The sequence below is a fragment of the Pseudobutyrivibrio ruminis CF1b genome (assembly GCF_000424005.1).
Lineage (GTDB): Bacteria > Bacillota > Clostridia > Lachnospirales > Lachnospiraceae > Pseudobutyrivibrio > Pseudobutyrivibrio ruminis_C.
In genome coordinates this window covers 138,954-154,675 of record NZ_AUJB01000011.1, presented here as the reverse complement: position 1 = coordinate 154,675, position 15,722 = coordinate 138,954, and the positions used below count along the sequence as shown (strand labels likewise).

Sequence of the window (15,722 nt, the reverse complement as noted above, 5' to 3'; positions counted from 1 at the left end):
AAAAAGTTACTATTCACAGTAACGAGCGCAAAAATAGGCACCTAAGTGCCTATTTTATTCATATATTTTACTTCTATGACCAATATTCAATGCAAGAATTACAAACTGATTATCATGTATTTCACATATTAATCTGTAATCACCTATTCTATATCTCCATTGTCCTGCAAAATTTCCTTTAAGAGGTTTACCTGAAACCCTTGGATCCTCGCAATCAACTAGATGATTATTAATCCAAGAACGTATCATCCTTTGGGTGTATTTATCAAGTCTTTTGAATTCCTTCTTGAAGCCTTCGGATAATTCAACACTATACTTCATCCTCTAAATCAAGCTCCTTCCAGAATTCCTCAACAGGTGTAGTTTTGCAACCACTGGCAACCCATTCTTTATGTGCTTCATCAGCTATAGCGATATCATACTCATCTTCTATTTTTTCAAACAATGCTCTTTTAAATGCTTCTGCCAATGACATAGAATGTAGCTTAGCATAGCTATCAGCAAGAGCTTTTTCTTCATCAGTTAATCTAAGTGAAAATGCCATAAATACCACTTCCTTTCTTGTAATACATTGTACTACATCTATGTTAAAAATACAATAAAAAAGTCTTTATCTATTCCTGATCCATAGCTTTAAGAATCTGATCTACATAAGTAGAAGCTTCCTTCTCAGATAACTTAAGCTTGCGCTCCTCTACAGTAGATGCTCCCCCCCTTAGTAAGTACATCATGGATTGTATCTTTAACATTTTTTAACTTCTTCCATATTTGAAAAGATGGGACTTGGTCTCGCCTCCCGGCTCGGTCGGTGCTCCTTGCTTCGCAAGGGTCGTCCACTGGACGACCGCACCCCACTCGATATTGCGAGCAATATCGCGAAATTGAATTAAGCCTAATCTTCTGCATAAAAAAAGACCCACAGACTATGTCTGGGGTCTTTTTTTATGCAGAAGATGGGACTTGAACCCACACGATATTGCTACCACAGGCACCTGAAGCCTGCGCGTCTGCCAATTCCGCCACTTCTGCGAACATTTAGTATTCTAAGGAATTTCAACCACTAAGTCAAGTGGATTTGTTACTATTCACAGTAACTTTCCAACATTCATAATGGAAGTCTTTCAGACTTCTTTCTCGGTGCTAAAGCACCTAACATTATTCATGTATGGAAAGTCACTTATTCAAGTCAAAAAATATTCAATGATTATTCTTTTACAAGCAAGCTTGACAAGAATTAATCATTAAATATTTTTCACTGTGAATAGTAACAAAATTGACACAAAAAACGGGCGACACCAATTCGAAATCCTCTGATTCCTAACTGGTGCCGCCCCTGAAATTCGATCCCAATGGACTATACCTCTCATTCTGTTTCATTTTTCATTGTTGCTGTCCATTTGAAAACTTTTAATCATTGATGGACCTCATCATGAAATTGTCGCGTGTGTAACTGATTTAAATCTCTGGCGGACTATACCTCCATTCCCTAGATTTTAATAAATTACTTTGGTTTTAAAATTAATCCTCTGGTGGACCATACCTCCAATCACTAGATTTTAATAAAACCATTACAATAACTACTTAATGTTTTGGTGGACTGTACCTCCCTTTCCTCTTTTTTTCTATAACACCTTTTGTAATTATTATTATAGCCTCGGTTTTATAAATTGCAAGATTATTTTCCACTTTAAAACAGAATTGTCAGATAGCTCAATGTTCGTGTGTATGTTCTGTGAAATATGTCTATTTACAAAAACAGAGCCGCCAAAACCTTCCATAAACCAACATTTTTATTATAAATACCTGTAAATTGGGATATTGGCACAGGATTTGCTGTTCCTATCTCTATGGTTACACTTGGACAGTCTGTCACTTCATAGAAATAATCTGCAAAGCTGCCGCAGGCATCTCCGCAATATTTTGTTCTGTAACCATTTACCGAACTCACTACGTTGGCAAGCGCTTTACAACGTTTAGCATTTTCCGCCGAATTAGTGCTGGCCCCATAGTAATTTACATTTCCCATGGAATGATAGTTAATACAGGCCATAAATGGATAAGTGTTAATCAGCCCAGAAAGAGCTTGGGTCTCTGCTTCTGTTAATGGTGCTGTGCCTGGGTAGTAAAACAAACCTGGTGAAGACGCTGTGCCACCATGACCAAAGCCTACTGGGAAATTCCTATTTAAATCAACTCCATTTGCATTTGCTTTTAGCTGGTGCATTCCTGGTTGGAACTGACACATTGTGACACCATCAGGATTTACCATAGGCATAATATAAAGGCATGTGTCACTGAATAGCTGCCTGTATGTATGGCCATCTACCTGAGGAGTATCAACATTTAACACATACTCTTCTAACATCCTCATCACTAGCTGGGATGTCATATACTCCCTGGCATGAATGGATGCAGTTATAAGAATCCTCTTGTCAGCCTGAAGATTTCCATATTTAACCAGCCACACATTTCTTCCCTGTAAAGTGGTGGCTAAAGATTCATATGAAATAATATCCTCATGGCCTGCCGCAAGAAGTGCCATATCTTCACATAAAGAATCATAGGAATAAATCTGCCGTGACACATCAACGATAACGAAATCAGTTGCATTACATTTAACAGCAGCGCAGAAAATCATAAGAAAAATACCTATTGAACTAACTACGAAATTACGGAAATACCTCATGGTCCTATTCTAAAATGTAAATGTGATAGAACCTTCAAAAAACCTGCAAAGCTTTGTGAAATCTAATCCAAAACCTTAAGTGGTTTCCATCTCAAAGCATCACCTGAAACAAGTGAATATCTAATTCTTCTCTTTTTCCCAGTAATGCTGTCATGGAATCTGGTTTCGCCATGACAATGTCCATAAATCACCTGCGATACACCATACTGCTCAGCAAGCTTCGTGAAGATGCTGTTTGTCTGTATAATGTTGGTAGGTGGATAATGTAAAAACATGATGAACTTCTTATAGCCATCAGCCTTGGCTGCCTCAAGAGAAACTATTAGTCGTTCAGATTCTCTCTTAACAAGCTTTTCAGCATGCTCTGCCTCTTTTTCATCCCAGCCCTGAATATTACCATAGCTGTCAACATAGAATGGCCCCTCAAAGGTGTAACCCTTTGTGCCAACCAATGCATAATCTTCATATGAATAATAATTGTTCTGCAAAAACTCCAACCTGCCTTTAAACATTTCGTTCAGCTGATTGGTCTTCTTTGCATCCCAAAACATGTCATGATTTCCACGAAGCAAAATTTTTCTTCCTGGAAGATTCTCTATATATTCCAAATCCTTCTGGCACGCATCCAGATTTTTGCCCCAGCTATGGTCCCCAACAAGCACCAGGGTATCATCTGGCTTCATAGCCTTCAGACAATTTTCTCTGAAAATCGCCTCGTGATTGTGCCAGATTTTACCTTCTATTTGTTCTCTGGCCTTTAGCTCAGACTGAAAATGTAGATGTAAATCTCCTATCGCAAATAAGCTCATGCCATCACTCCTCAGTTCCGTTAACAATGTAAATACCTGCACTGACAAGAGCAAGTGCAATTAAATATTTGATACTAAGGGTGCTCCACTCAGCAAGAAATACCGCTGATAAAATCGCGCCAAAAATTGGATTCGTAAATCCGTATATAGTAACTGAAGATACTGGATTGTATTTCAGAAGAATCCCCCACAGTGAATATGCCACAGATGAAATCAGTGCCATATATATTAGCAGGATAATTCCTGACCCTGTGGTGATATGAATTCTGGCTCCTGAAATAAGAGCTACAATCATCATAACCAGACCGCCCAGCATAAACTGGTAGCCACTAAGGGTCACAGGATTTTCTTTTCTGGAATATTCTTTTATCAGCACTGATGAAATAGCATAGGACACTGAAGCGATGAGAATAAAGCCCTCACCATTTAGGGCAAATCCACTTCCTAAATCTCCTCCAGTCAGGCTAACAAGAATCACACCTGCTGCACCTAAGATACATCCTAATATTTTATTTCCGGTAAGCTTTTCCTGCTTTCTCACAAGACTGGCAAGTAAGATTGCAAAAAATGTGCTCATTCCATTTATGATGGAAGATTTCACTCCTGTGGAATGGGCAAGACCTATGTAGAAGAAAAAATATTGGATGATGGTTTGAAACAAGCTCAAGTTGATTATAAGTTTTGCGGATTCTTTCTTTGGGCATAGGAATTTCTTTTGTAATAATGAGCCAAAGATAATAGTAAGAATGCCAGCTAAGAAAAATCTAGTTCCCGCAAATAAAATCTGTGACATTACATCTGATGCTTCTATTCCAAATATCGCATATCCGATTTTGATACATGGAAATGCGCTTCCCCACAACAGGCAGCAAAGAATCGCCAATAAGAATACTACTATTTTATTGTTAAATATATTAAGATTTTTATTATTCAATTAGTCCTCCATGGAAGAGACATTCGTAAACCATTTTCTTTTTGTAGAAAATCCACAAGCTTCTTGTCCATTTTTATTTACCCCCACGTAACTTCAACCCATTTAGCATTATGCCATAACCTTATATTTGATTCGTATATACGAATCCTCTAACGCCTCAACATTTTCAAGTTTTAAAACTCCAAGCTTATTAAGCTCATCAGTACCTGTAATAGATTTTCCATCTATCAATGTGGATGTATCTTTTCCTCCAACAAGTGTTGGTGCCACCACGATATCCACATAATCAAATAGCTTTTCCCTAAGGAATAATCCATTTAATGTGCCACCACTTTGGATGGTAATTCTCTCACATCCATATTTCTCTTTCAGCTCTACTAAAGCCGCCTCAAGGTTCTGTTCTTCCTGATAAATGATGTGAAGATTATCCTCTGCTAGCGAAAATGCAGGATGATTCTTGTTGCTGGTGATTACCACAAAGTTCTTTGACCTTGCACAAAAATACTTCACTCCCTGCTCTGTAAGATGACTGTTATCAAGTAACACAAAAGATACAGGAGTCTTCTCTGGAATAGGTAGTTCATTTACTCCCATCTTCTGCTGCACTCGACCTGTATTAAATGACCATAAATCAGTAGTCTGCTCTATTTCATAATATTGATGGAGCCCTTCCTTCAGGCCATCAATATTTGGAAAGTCCTTGTCATAATCCACTTCATCAGTGGCTCCCGGACTTATCTTTCCATCCACAGACATAAGCATAAACAAAGTAGTAATTGGTCTTTTAATCATAAAATTATTCCCCATAAACTAGTCTAATTTTCTTCTACTGGAAAGTTGGCAGCAAGAATCTGATACACACCCTTTTCCTTCCATGAAGGGCAAACGTGATTTGCTGCAGCCTTTACTACATCCGGAGCTGTCTCCACAGCATAGCTTTCTGTGGCACACTTAAGCATGCCGATATCATTATTGTTATCTCCAAATACCATGGTCTCATCAGGTGAGATTCCATAGAACTTCTGGATAAATGAAAGAGCATTTCCCTTATCCACTGACTTATCCATGAAATCAACCCAGTCCTCACCTGCCATAGTAACCTTTAGTCTATCCTTCCACTCTGGGATGAGAATATCGTCACCTATAGATCTGATAGAAGGTCTCTTGAAGATAGAAGCCTTGATAATATTTTCACCCTCAGTAAGGACATCATCCACCTGCTTGTAGTCGCACTTATACTGAGTCTCAATGAAATCAATGAACTCTGGATTCTTTGACTCAATGTACGTGATACCTGGGCCCTCACAGATCATCTCGCAGTCTTCAAATGTTCTAAGCTCTTTTATAAGTTCATCAAGATATTCCGGATTCATATTTACGATATTTAAATCTTTGCCGCGGCACTTTACGTGAGCACCATTATCGGCGATAAAAATCAAATCATCCTTAACATCCTTGAAGAGTTTTTCGATGCTGGAATACTGTCTTCCGCTGGCAATGCAGACAATGATGTCTCTTCTTCTGAGCTCCTTCACCATCTCGATAATCTCTGGATAAATCTCAGGCGAAGCATCTTTCACTAATGTTCCATCTACATCTGTTGCAATAAGTTTAATCATTTAATATACCTTCTTCTTAATGTTATGCCATATATACTAACATATTGAATAAGTAGAAAAAAGGTTGACCGGGTAGTTGGTCTTTTCTGTTTTTATAGCTATTTTACCAATACAAATTAATTTCAATTTCAAGTAAAATGAAATACATGAAACTATATACAAAAATTTTAATCCCAATAATTTTTGCATTGCTTGCAATAATAATTGTCATAGCCACAATACCTAAATTTCCAAAAGACTACGGTGTCTATTTGGGTGTCAATGAAAACCTTGAGCAGTTTTCGGACACTTATATTGTTGTGGTAGATGCTCAGTATTTTTCTGCTAATGAAATTAAATCCTTCGTTTCCAAAGGACACAAGGTATACAGCTATATTAATGTTGGTTCCTTGGAAAACTACAGAGACTACTACTCTCGCTTCGAAGATTTGACTTTGGATGAATACGAGCACTGGGATGAAGAAAAATGGATTGATGTATCTTCTGAAAAATGGCAAGATTTTATTCTGAACGAGCTTGCTCCATCCTTATTAGATAAAGGAATTTCTGGCTTCTTTGTAGATAACACAGATGTTTATTATCAATATCAAAACGATGATATTCTAAATGGCCTTGCAACAATTATGAAAGGGCTAAAATCCTATGACAAAGATGTCATTATAAATGGGGGCGATGTATTTATGGACTCCTATACCCAAAAGCTTGGCAGCTGGGATGACGTTATTACAGGAATCAATCAGGAGTCAGTCTTCTCCTACATTGACTGGGATAATAACAGCTTTGGGATAGCTGAAAAATCTAACCGTGAATACTTCGAGAATTATATAAAAAGATACAGCTCACTAGGAGCTGATATCTTTATTATAGAATATACTAATGACTCTAAACTAATGGATGAAATAACCCATTATTGTAAAAAACAAGGCTTTCATTTCTATATTACTGATTCTGTTGAGCTATCAAATACTGATTATTAAGATAAACAGTTGTCGCAGACACCTACTATAAGTGTTTTTCCTAAATCGACCTGAAGACCATAGGTTTCCATCCTTCATGGTCTGGCTCTCTGTATTTGTTAACCCTATGTTGTGACTCCTTTGTCACACAGGTTTTCAAACTCTTCTACGCAAACTGGCTTGTAGAAATAGTATCCCTGCATTTCAACACAGCCTTTTTCTCTAAGGAATTCGGCCTGTTTTTCTGTTTCAACACCTTCAGAAATCAGCTTCATTCCTAAATCATCAATCATGTGAATCATATTACTGATGATAATTTTTCCTTTTTCTTTTGATCCCTCGTCAGAAAGGAAATTAAGATCCATCTTTACACGGTTAATAGGAACTTCCTTAAGCATATGAAGTGATGAGTAACCGCTTCCAAAATCATCCATCTCTACAGTAAATCCCAATTTCTGTAAATTTTTGGTAACTTCAATAAGTGCTTTAGCATCATCTGCAAATGCATTTTCCGTTATTTCAATATGCAGCTGATCAGGTGACAAGAAGTATCTGTCAATAAGCGAGCGGAAATGCTCCTGTACGTTAGGATTAGCTTTAATATCTGCTCGTGATACGTTTACGGATACTGTTCTATATTTACCTTCTTCATTCCACCTGCTTAAATCCTGACACACTCTATCCCAAATATAGCTGTCAAGCTCGTAAATTTTTCCTGCTTTCTCCAATACTGGAATAAAGATTCCCGGACTAATCCAACCTAAATCACTGTGGTTCCAACGACACAGCGCTTCTGCTCCCGTTATAATACCTTTCTCAAAATTTACCTGAGGCTGGTACCAAACCTGAATACGACCTTCCTTTAGAGCAGGAGTTAAATGACTGGTAATATCTGTGGCTTGTTTTTCTGCTTCCCAATGACTAAGATTATAAAATTCGAAATTTACATTTCCTTTTTCAATAACCTTTTTTTCTGCAACTCTTGCGCAATCCAAAATATGCTCCAGATTAAGATTTTGATAATCCTCATCTGTAAGAACATAGATACCACTTCTAATTTCTGCCTTATAGTTATTACCAACTTCTACAAAGAAATTAGATACTGGCTCAATTACGTCTGCTAAATCGTGATAAAATGTTTGTTGGCCATCCATTTTTCGGAATACAACAATTCTATCAGCGACAGCTCTGCATATAGCTTCTTCCTCAGTTAAGGCATCAATAGATTTCTTTACCCAAAACTTTAGAAGATTATCACCTGCTTCCATTCCAAAGTGATCATTTATAAATTTGAAGTTAACAATGTTATTATATGCAATAAAGTATCTATTCTCTGGATACTCCTTTATTAATTCAGCAACCTTCTTTTTAAACCCAGCCAGAGTATAGGCACCGGTAAGCTTGTCAATTTCGATATACTCACGGAGCCTATTATCCTGCTTCTGACGATATGCTCGTGCTCTCATTATCATAATTGCTAATATGGCGTAGAACAAAAGGGACCCTAGAATAATAAAAACGCCATACATATGCCAATAGTCACCAAGGGTATATTTGTAAAGTCGTCGAGTGGTATAATCCAAAACAATAGCTTCTCGATGAGAATCATCTATCCTTGCAATACCCTTATTTAACCTGGAAATGATTTCATGTCCCTTTGGAGTATCCAAAACGGCTGCCTTATAATCGATAGAAAGTATCGCGCCAGGCTGAACATGCAAATTACTATAGGCAGGTTTCTGCAATACATAGCTCCAAACATAAGAATTATCAAGTAAGGCATCCACTTCTCCATTACGAAGAGCTTTGATGGATTCAGATATATCATCATAAAAAACAATATCGGTATTTGGATAGCGCTGTGGAACAAGCTCTGCAAAACTTCTTAGAGAGCGAAGCATACCAATCCTCAGGTGCGATGAAATATGAATCGGATGCTTTTCTTCTGTAACAAGAGTGAATGGAACTTCAGAAAGATTATCTGATATTATGGTCGCTCTACCTTTAGCTGAAGTTGTTGCGCTACCCAAAGGCATAACAATATCGTATGCTGTATTATCAAGTGCTTCCTTTATATCTTTTTCTGTAATAATTTTAATTTCAATTTCATAACCGGCCTTATTTGCTGCCTGTTTAAGTAAATCCACAGCTATTCCGACTTGCTCACCTGATTCATCAACATACATTACAGGACATCGATCTGGCAGTACACCTACCACCAGCTTTTCAGATTCTGAAGCAGTAATAATACTATAATTTTGAACAGCAAAACAAAGCACAGAAACTGTGCTTATTAGCGTTATAACAATATGTCTAAAAAAACCCTGCTTCATAGTAAAACCCTAAAACTTTATACTCCCTCGATGCTATTTTAAATAATGATTGTGATAAAAGTGTTACTACTTTTGATTAATCATGTTAATTTAAGAAAAAAATAAAAGCCCCCAGGCTTTGACATGCCTGAGGGCCAAAAATAAGTTTAAATTGCTGCAAGAGCCTTGCCAAGTTCCTTGCATTCTGCCTCTGCTGAACCGTCTGGTGCATCCTGACAGATAACACCCTCGCCATTTACCACTGTGGCACCAGCTGCAGTCATGCGATCAACCCAGTCACGCATCCACTGGCCATCGCCCCAACCGTATGATCCAAAAAGACCAATTGTCTTTCCTGAAACAAAGCCTTCCAAGTCAGAAACGAATGGCTCCATTTCTCCTTCCTCTAAAACTTCAGCACCCATAGCTGGACATCCAAGTGCAAACGCTTTTTCTTTCTTTAATTCATCAATAGAAGCATCGCCAACATAAACGACATTTGCCTCTCCTCCTGCTTCTTTAACACCCGCTGCTACCGCATTAGCCATAGCTTCTGTATTACCTGACTGTGACCAAAAAACTACATTTACTTTACTCATGATTACTCTCTCCTTTGATTAAAATTTGTTTATTTATTTGACATTAAAAGCTCCCATTCCTGGGTAAACAGCTGCTGCGCCAAGCTGCTCTTCAATTCTGAGAAGCTGATTATACTTAGCCACGCGCTCTGTTCTAGATGGTGCACCTGTCTTAATCTGGCAAGTGTTAAGAGCTACTGCTAAATCAGCAATTGTTGTATCCTCTGTCTCGCCTGAGCGGTGAGAAGAAATTGCAGTGTAACCTGCCTTGTGAGCCATCTTGATTGCCTCAAGTGTCTCTGATACTGAACCAATCTGGTTAAGCTTGATGAGGATTGAATTTCCACATCCATTAGCGATACCCTTAGAAAGACGCTCTGTGTTTGTAACAAAGAGATCATCGCCTACAAGCTGAACCTTATCTCCAAGCTCTGCTGTAAGCTTCTTCCAACCTTCCCAGTCTTCCTCATCAAGGGCATCCTCGATAGAGATGATTGGATACTTCTCAACAAGCTTCTTCCAATGCTCGATAAGCTGCTCAGAAGTGTAAACTGTGCCTGCCTTTGGAAGTTTGTACTCGCCAACCTTTCCTGTCTTCCACTCAGATGAAGCTGCATCCATTGCGATTCTGAAATCCTTGCCTGGCTCATAGCCAGCCTTCTTAACAGCCTCAAGGATTGTCTCGATAGCCTCCTCATCAGATGAGAGAGCTGGGGCAAAACCACCTTCATCACCTACTGAAGTAGCAAGGCCTCTGTCCTTAAGGATAGCTGCAAGTGCATGGAAAACTTCCGCACACTGGCGAAGAGCTTCTCTAAATGATGTTGCACCTACTGGCATAATCATAAACTCCTGAACATCAAGTCCTGATGAAAGAGCATGACATCCACCATTTACAATATTCATCATTGGAACTGGAAGTCTGTTTCCATTTATTCCACCTAAAAATCTATAAAGAGGAATATCAAGAGCTGTGGCTGCTGCTCTGCAGCAAGCAATGGAGGTTGCAAGAATTGCATTAGCACCAAACTTTGACTTATCCTTTGTGCCATCAGCTGAAATCATCGCTCCATCGATAGCATAAATGTCAGATGCATCCATACCACAAATAGCATCAGCAATTGGCCCGTTGATATTCTCAACTGCCTTTAAAACACCCTTTCCTAAGTATCTATTCTTATCACCATCGCGAAGCTCTAATGCCTCGAACTCACCTGTGGATGCTCCAGATGGTGCCATTCCTCTGCCTACTGTTCCATCAACAAGAGTAACCTCACACTCTACGGTTGGATTTCCTCTCGAATCAAGAATCTCTCTACCTACTACCTTTTCAATTTCCAAATAATCCATAAATATTCCATCCTTTCACTTAATAGAGAACTCCTTTTTCTAGAGGTAGCAACTCTTGAAGCAAAAAAGGAGTTCTGCAATGATTTACACTCGGTTAGATATCTCTAACCATAAGTAGACTAGCAGAACTTCTCTATTATTACAAGGCATTTAGTGCCTTTTGTTTTGATAAGATTTTTCAATAAGGAAATTAATTATCGAGCCTAGTAATTCTCCAAACTATTCGCTCTATTTACATCACTCCTAAAGATAATGCAGTAGTTATTCTTTTAACAAAACTGATATCTATAATAAAACAGCCCTCTATTAATTGTGCTAGACGGCTGGAGTCTTGAACTTTTAGTTTTCTATGATAATACATACTAAAGGCCTCCCATTTCTGGGAGGCCGTGATTATTTAATTAGGCACAACAGGAATAAAGTTCAGATTGGAACCTAAATCTATTGGAAGATTTTTTATAGGCGAATCATCAGCGTCCACAGCAAACTCATCAGCATTCTGATTTGTTACAGATGTTCCACGCAAATAGACATTCTCTACCTCAGGAACACTTGCAAGCATAAACTGCCTCAAAGTGTCCTCAAACCCTACTGCATCATCTATAACCTCTGGGTCGTAAAAATACTGAACTGTGATGGAGTTTTCAGAGGCACTTTCACTGTATATATCCAAATTTACCTTGCAGCCAAGCACCCCTCTGCATGTCATGATATCTTTAGCAAGCATGTTCGCCAGATAGTTATTAAGAGATTCTCTCTTTTGCTCTTCACTTTGATCTTTACTTGGCTTAATTTCCTCATAAGAAACGTTGGTGCCAACTACATCCGCAGGCAATTCTCCTGATATATCATCAGTTCCCCCTGCTATACATACTCCAAATAGTAATACAGTCAATGCCATAAATATTCTTGATCTCATAAGCACCCCCCATGCTAATAAATCGTATGACACGCCACTCTTTATGTCCATTTTACTACTATGTGTCTAATAATTCGATACTTTCCTATTATTCAGACTGAAACAATATTTCGATATTATGCTCTATGTCCCTTCTTATGAGATAACAATGCCAAGACCAAACATATAATTATACCTATTATGAATGGAATAGCATAAATATATGCTGTACTTGCCGGCGCACTATACCCAGCATACTTTCCGCCCCACAGCAAGTCACAATAATTATATGCGACAACAGCACACATAGCATCTGACAGAACAATTGCCAAAATAATCAAAAACACTGATATCTTTTTCATGTGTCCTCCGATATATTTTAAATTCTATGAGACATCTCATTTTTAGTAAGCATACCTTTTGATGCTCTTTCTATCTCTAACTCAGTGTTAAGTTGACCTTCTTTGTCATAGTTTATTGAGCCTTTGAATTCTCGCATTTTTCTTTTCCCACTGATTTGACGTTTGTAATCAATATGCGATATTACGCAACTAATAACATAGGCTACCATAATTATCAAAATAAAAATCCCTGAATAAATCAATAAGTACTTGTAAAACTCCATATGAGCCTCCTCCATCATTGTCCTAATCTGCTATTCTTATATTTCCTAAGCCAACCAGCTCAACACCATCCCACTGATATAGTTTTGAAAGCTCCCTCGTATCTGGGAAATACTGATACAAAACACAAGGTAATTGCCAATTTACATTATGCTTTTCGAATACAAAGATATTTCCATCTACACTAAATATTTTTACACCATAAATATCGTGACCCGCATTTTCTGCCACATCATCAATGATTCTTCTCAGATTACCATCAGCCTCATATCTGCTTCCATCTTCATCTTCTAGCTCGTATTTATTTACACTGACAGAAATCTTTTTACCATTAATCTCAGAAGAAAAGTCATTATCTGAGACTTGAAGCATTTCGATGTTTGCTGGCTCGAATTCCTCTATTTCTTCAGAACTATTATTGTCATAGATAGTCCAGTAATGAATCTCACCTGTCTCTATATTTGAAGTAATAACATCTACGACAGGGCTAGAACTTTTACCACATCCCACAAGAAAAACTATCATTATTGACAATAATAAGACAGCAACCTTCTTCATAAACTTTTCCTCTTACTATTTACTGACCTCAAATAGCCAATCACCATTCCCAATAGCGAAATAATCAAACCTGCAAAAAATATAGTAAAATCTGGAGAATTTACTTTATTGAACATAATATTGTTTGCCAGACTAAAAGTTGCGTATGAAGCAAGCATATACATAATTCCAGAAGGAACTGACATAAGCCATCTCAATAATCCCCATTCTTTATGCTTACCTATGATGAAAGAATTAATAAAAATGAGAATAGGTATAACACCCCAAAAGAAAATAATAGAATACCCCATTGCGTCCATAGTTCCATTATGATACGAAACCCAAAACACTATTAGTGAAATACACAAAACTATAAGATATGAACCAACGATAGTTAACTTCTTGTTCATGATTACCCTCCCACTTTTTTTGTTCCTAACTCCATTTTAAATATAACACCATTTTGTGAATATTGTCCATTTAATGTAGTCGATAATATTTTCCAATTTTTTAAGTTAACCGAGCAAGCTATCCTATCTCCGTGGATTCTTTTCCACGGAGTTTTTCTTTTTATATGGCTAATTATCCCTCAATGAAGTACAATGATTACCAAAATATCGAAACTGTAGAGGTTAAAAATGCGTTCATTCATTAGATTAACGGATTTCAATATTTCAGATTTACTAGAGATATTCCAGATTGCAGATAATATTGATAAGTATCCGAACTTTCTCAAGGGAAAAACCATTGTAATGTTCTTTCCTTCAAATAGTATAAGAACTCGCGTTTCTTTTGAAAAAGGAATATATCTCCTGGGAGGTCAATCAATCTTATTTGATTCTGCCACGTTAGAGAAAAAAGAGGATATCAAAGATGTTTTTGGCTATCTGCAGAACTGGGCTGATGCTGTTGTCGTCAGACATAAAGATATCAACCTTCTTGATAAAATATCAAATGTTACTGATATTCCTGTTATAAACGCATTAACCGATGAAAATCATCCCTGCGAAATGATGTCCGATTTATATTCAATTTCTAAGCTCCGATCTTCATATCTGGGAGATGAATATTTATTTGTTGGAGCTACAGGGAATGTAGGCAAAGCTTGGAAAGAAGCTTCTAAAGCCTTTAGTCTTTCTCTATCTCAATGCAGCCCATCTGAATATGCAATTCTGGATGTTAAGCATGGTAATAATTTATTAGATTCCATAAAAAATAAAGACATAATCTGCACTGATTCTATTCCTGAAGAAATACTTGATGACTTCAAAGAGTATCAAATAACAAAAGATATAATGAAACAGGCAAATAAAGGTGCAATCCTTAATCCCTGCCCACCATTTTATCGCGGTGAAGAAGTATCTGAAGATGTAATTGATTCAGATTTCTTCGTTGGGTATACGTTTAAGAATAATCTTTTAAGAATACAGCAAGCGATATTAATTTATTGTTTGTCACATTAATCTATTTTTTTGCTTAGACCATGTTGGAGATATTATTATGAAAGTACTTCTATTTTGTTGTAAAGGCTTTGAAATGATGGAGTTTGCGCCATTCTATGATGTAATAGATAAACCGGTTGTCATTGATAGTAATGTCATTACATCTTATTGCCCTCAGACGGCTGCCGAAGTAGCTTTCAAATTATTAGAGGTGTTACTTGGTAAAGAAAAAACAAACACTGTGAAACAAGGTATGGGCTTTCTATAAACGAGGAAATTACATGGATTCTTTGCAAATTATTATTGCTGAACAAAGTAAGACACTTTGTACGGGAGAGCTTCTGCTCTCCTCTTCTTTTTTGCATTTCATATAGATATCAGCTCTCTAATAAAGTAAAATTGAAATCAACAAATCGAAGGGTGTAGAGATAATTGAAGTCGATTCTTATGTTGATTTTAGTACGGAGGGAAGGAAAAAGGTTGCGATTATGTAGCTGCACTTAGGAAAGTAAATCAATCCTATGAATATTGATCATATACAAGGCAGCGCAATGCTACCGAGTAATGGGATTTACATCATTCCTTTACCGTTAGGTCTTAGCAGGTAATGGAATGGCATTTTTTAGTTTTGGAGGAAGATTGAGGTGTTTACGATGTTTAGAAAAATGAGAAGATTTAAGCAGCAGGTACTATCGAGCGCGAGGATGGATGGAATGGATTTCGGATTCAGGGAACACTTGATTTTTCACTGATTGGGATACTGTCTAAACTGTCAACTATCCTTGCAGAAAATGAAATTGGTATTTTTGCTGTCTAGACATACAATACGGACTATATACTTGTTAAGTCAGAGAATTTTGAAAAAGCAATGAGTGTTTTGGAAGAACAAGGATATAAGGTGGTTTGAATTCTCTTTTAATTCTTTGATTTATATTAATACCTTTCATAACGCTCCCTATCGAGATCACGCTGAAAGGT

At 37.3% G+C, this 15,722-nt stretch carries 20 protein-coding genes, 1 tRNA gene and 1 pseudogene; 4 read left to right on the top strand and 18 right to left on the bottom strand.

Annotation, left to right across the window (positions count from 1 at the left end; translation table 11 throughout):
- Positions 1–54: 54 nt before the first annotated feature.
- From G592_RS0110540 to G592_RS0110500, 9 genes are all read right to left on the bottom strand, one after another.
- Positions 55–321 carry a type II toxin-antitoxin system RelE family toxin gene (locus tag G592_RS0110540; protein ID WP_028247787.1) on the bottom strand — a complete coding sequence of 89 codons (267 nt, stop codon included), beginning with the start codon at positions 319–321 and terminating at the stop codon, positions 55–57.
- Positions 311–544 (bottom strand): type II toxin-antitoxin system RelB family antitoxin, encoded by a 234-nt coding sequence (gene relB / locus G592_RS0110535; protein ID WP_028247786.1) that lies wholly within the window; start codon positions 542–544, stop codon positions 311–313. The genes G592_RS0110540 and relB overlap by 11 nt, the downstream gene beginning before the upstream one ends.
- A 70-nt stretch (positions 545–614) precedes the next feature.
- On the bottom strand, positions 615–749 hold the full coding sequence (locus tag G592_RS17970) for a hypothetical protein (protein WP_278244644.1): 135 nt from the start codon (positions 747–749) through the stop codon (positions 615–617).
- 196 nt (positions 750–945) lie between these two features.
- Positions 946–1,029, bottom strand: a tRNA-Leu gene (locus G592_RS0110525).
- Between the two features lie 718 nt (positions 1,030–1,747).
- Positions 1,748–2,686, bottom strand: coding sequence for a M14 family zinc carboxypeptidase (locus G592_RS0110520; RefSeq protein WP_028247785.1), 939 nt, complete (start codon positions 2,684–2,686; stop codon positions 1,748–1,750).
- A gap of 62 nt (positions 2,687–2,748) precedes the next feature.
- Complete coding sequence (locus G592_RS0110515; RefSeq protein ID WP_028247784.1) at positions 2,749–3,495, bottom strand: metallophosphoesterase; 747 nt, start codon at positions 3,493–3,495, stop codon at positions 2,749–2,751.
- A 4-nt stretch (positions 3,496–3,499) separates the two neighbouring features.
- The gene (locus G592_RS0110510) at positions 3,500–4,429 is read right to left on the bottom strand and encodes a DMT family transporter (RefSeq protein ID WP_051194875.1); all 930 of its coding nucleotides are present in this window, start codon (positions 4,427–4,429) and stop codon (positions 3,500–3,502) included.
- A 108-nt stretch (positions 4,430–4,537) separates the two neighbouring features.
- Entirely contained in the window at positions 4,538–5,218 is a 681-nt protein-coding gene (locus G592_RS0110505) for a dihydrofolate reductase family protein (protein ID WP_028247782.1), read from the bottom strand.
- Positions 5,219–5,244: 26 nt separating this feature from the next.
- A complete protein-coding gene (locus tag G592_RS0110500) occupies positions 5,245–6,048 on the bottom strand; it encodes a Cof-type HAD-IIB family hydrolase (RefSeq protein WP_028247781.1) in 804 nt (267 codons plus the stop codon).
- A 146-nt stretch (positions 6,049–6,194) separates the two neighbouring features.
- On the opposite strand from G592_RS0110500, the gene G592_RS0110495 reads away from it, so the two are divergent.
- Positions 6,195–7,025, top strand: coding sequence for an endo alpha-1,4 polygalactosaminidase (locus G592_RS0110495; protein WP_028247780.1), 831 nt, complete (start codon positions 6,195–6,197; stop codon positions 7,023–7,025).
- Positions 7,026–7,129: 104 nt separating this feature from the next.
- Here the strand turns inward: G592_RS0110495 and G592_RS0110490 are convergent, their stop codons facing one another.
- The 9 genes from G592_RS0110490 to G592_RS0110450 all read right to left on the bottom strand — a co-directional run bounded on the left by G592_RS0110490 (position 7,130) and on the right by G592_RS0110450 (position 13,712).
- Complete coding sequence (locus tag G592_RS0110490) at positions 7,130–9,337, bottom strand: EAL domain-containing protein (RefSeq protein ID WP_028247779.1); 2,208 nt, start codon at positions 9,335–9,337, stop codon at positions 7,130–7,132.
- Positions 9,338–9,483: 146 nt separating this feature from the next.
- Positions 9,484–9,915: a flavodoxin gene (locus G592_RS0110485; protein ID WP_028247778.1), complete on the bottom strand. Its 432-nt coding sequence runs from the start codon at positions 9,913–9,915 to the stop codon at positions 9,484–9,486.
- A gap of 33 nt (positions 9,916–9,948) precedes the next feature.
- Positions 9,949–11,244 (bottom strand): phosphopyruvate hydratase, encoded by a 1,296-nt coding sequence (gene eno, locus G592_RS0110480; RefSeq protein ID WP_028247777.1) that lies wholly within the window; start codon positions 11,242–11,244, stop codon positions 9,949–9,951.
- A gap of 232 nt (positions 11,245–11,476) precedes the next feature.
- A complete protein-coding gene (locus G592_RS17965) occupies positions 11,477–11,605 on the bottom strand; it encodes a hypothetical protein (RefSeq protein ID WP_278244643.1) in 129 nt (42 codons plus the stop codon).
- Positions 11,606–11,641: 36 nt separating this feature from the next.
- Positions 11,642–12,163, bottom strand: a complete 522-nt coding sequence (locus G592_RS0110470) for a hypothetical protein (protein ID WP_028247776.1) — start codon at positions 12,161–12,163, stop codon at positions 11,642–11,644.
- A 116-nt stretch (positions 12,164–12,279) separates the two neighbouring features.
- A complete protein-coding gene (locus G592_RS0110465) occupies positions 12,280–12,504 on the bottom strand; it encodes a hypothetical protein (protein ID WP_028247775.1) in 225 nt (74 codons plus the stop codon).
- 17 nt (positions 12,505–12,521) lie between these two features.
- Entirely contained in the window at positions 12,522–12,767 is a 246-nt protein-coding gene (locus G592_RS0110460; RefSeq protein ID WP_028247774.1) for a hypothetical protein, read from the bottom strand.
- Positions 12,768–12,789: 22 nt separating this feature from the next.
- Complete coding sequence (locus G592_RS0110455) at positions 12,790–13,323, bottom strand: hypothetical protein (RefSeq protein WP_028247773.1); 534 nt, start codon at positions 13,321–13,323, stop codon at positions 12,790–12,792.
- The gene (locus tag G592_RS0110450) at positions 13,320–13,712 is read right to left on the bottom strand and encodes a hypothetical protein (RefSeq protein ID WP_036952607.1); all 393 of its coding nucleotides are present in this window, start codon (positions 13,710–13,712) and stop codon (positions 13,320–13,322) included. Before G592_RS0110450 ends, G592_RS0110455 begins: the two co-directional genes overlap by 4 nt.
- A gap of 228 nt (positions 13,713–13,940) precedes the next feature.
- Between G592_RS0110450 and G592_RS0110445 the strand changes: the two genes are divergently transcribed.
- The 3 genes and pseudogenes from G592_RS0110445 to G592_RS18090 all read left to right on the top strand — a co-directional run.
- Positions 13,941–14,765, top strand: coding sequence for an ornithine carbamoyltransferase (locus G592_RS0110445; protein ID WP_028247771.1), 825 nt, complete (start codon positions 13,941–13,943; stop codon positions 14,763–14,765).
- A 37-nt stretch (positions 14,766–14,802) separates the two neighbouring features.
- Positions 14,803–15,012 (top strand): hypothetical protein, encoded by a 210-nt coding sequence (locus G592_RS16290; RefSeq protein ID WP_051194874.1) that lies wholly within the window; start codon positions 14,803–14,805, stop codon positions 15,010–15,012.
- Between the two features lie 420 nt (positions 15,013–15,432).
- Positions 15,433–15,651 (top strand): annotated as a pseudogene (locus G592_RS18090) (ACT domain-containing protein); the annotation flags it as partial.
- Between the last annotated feature and the right edge of the window lie 71 nt (positions 15,652–15,722).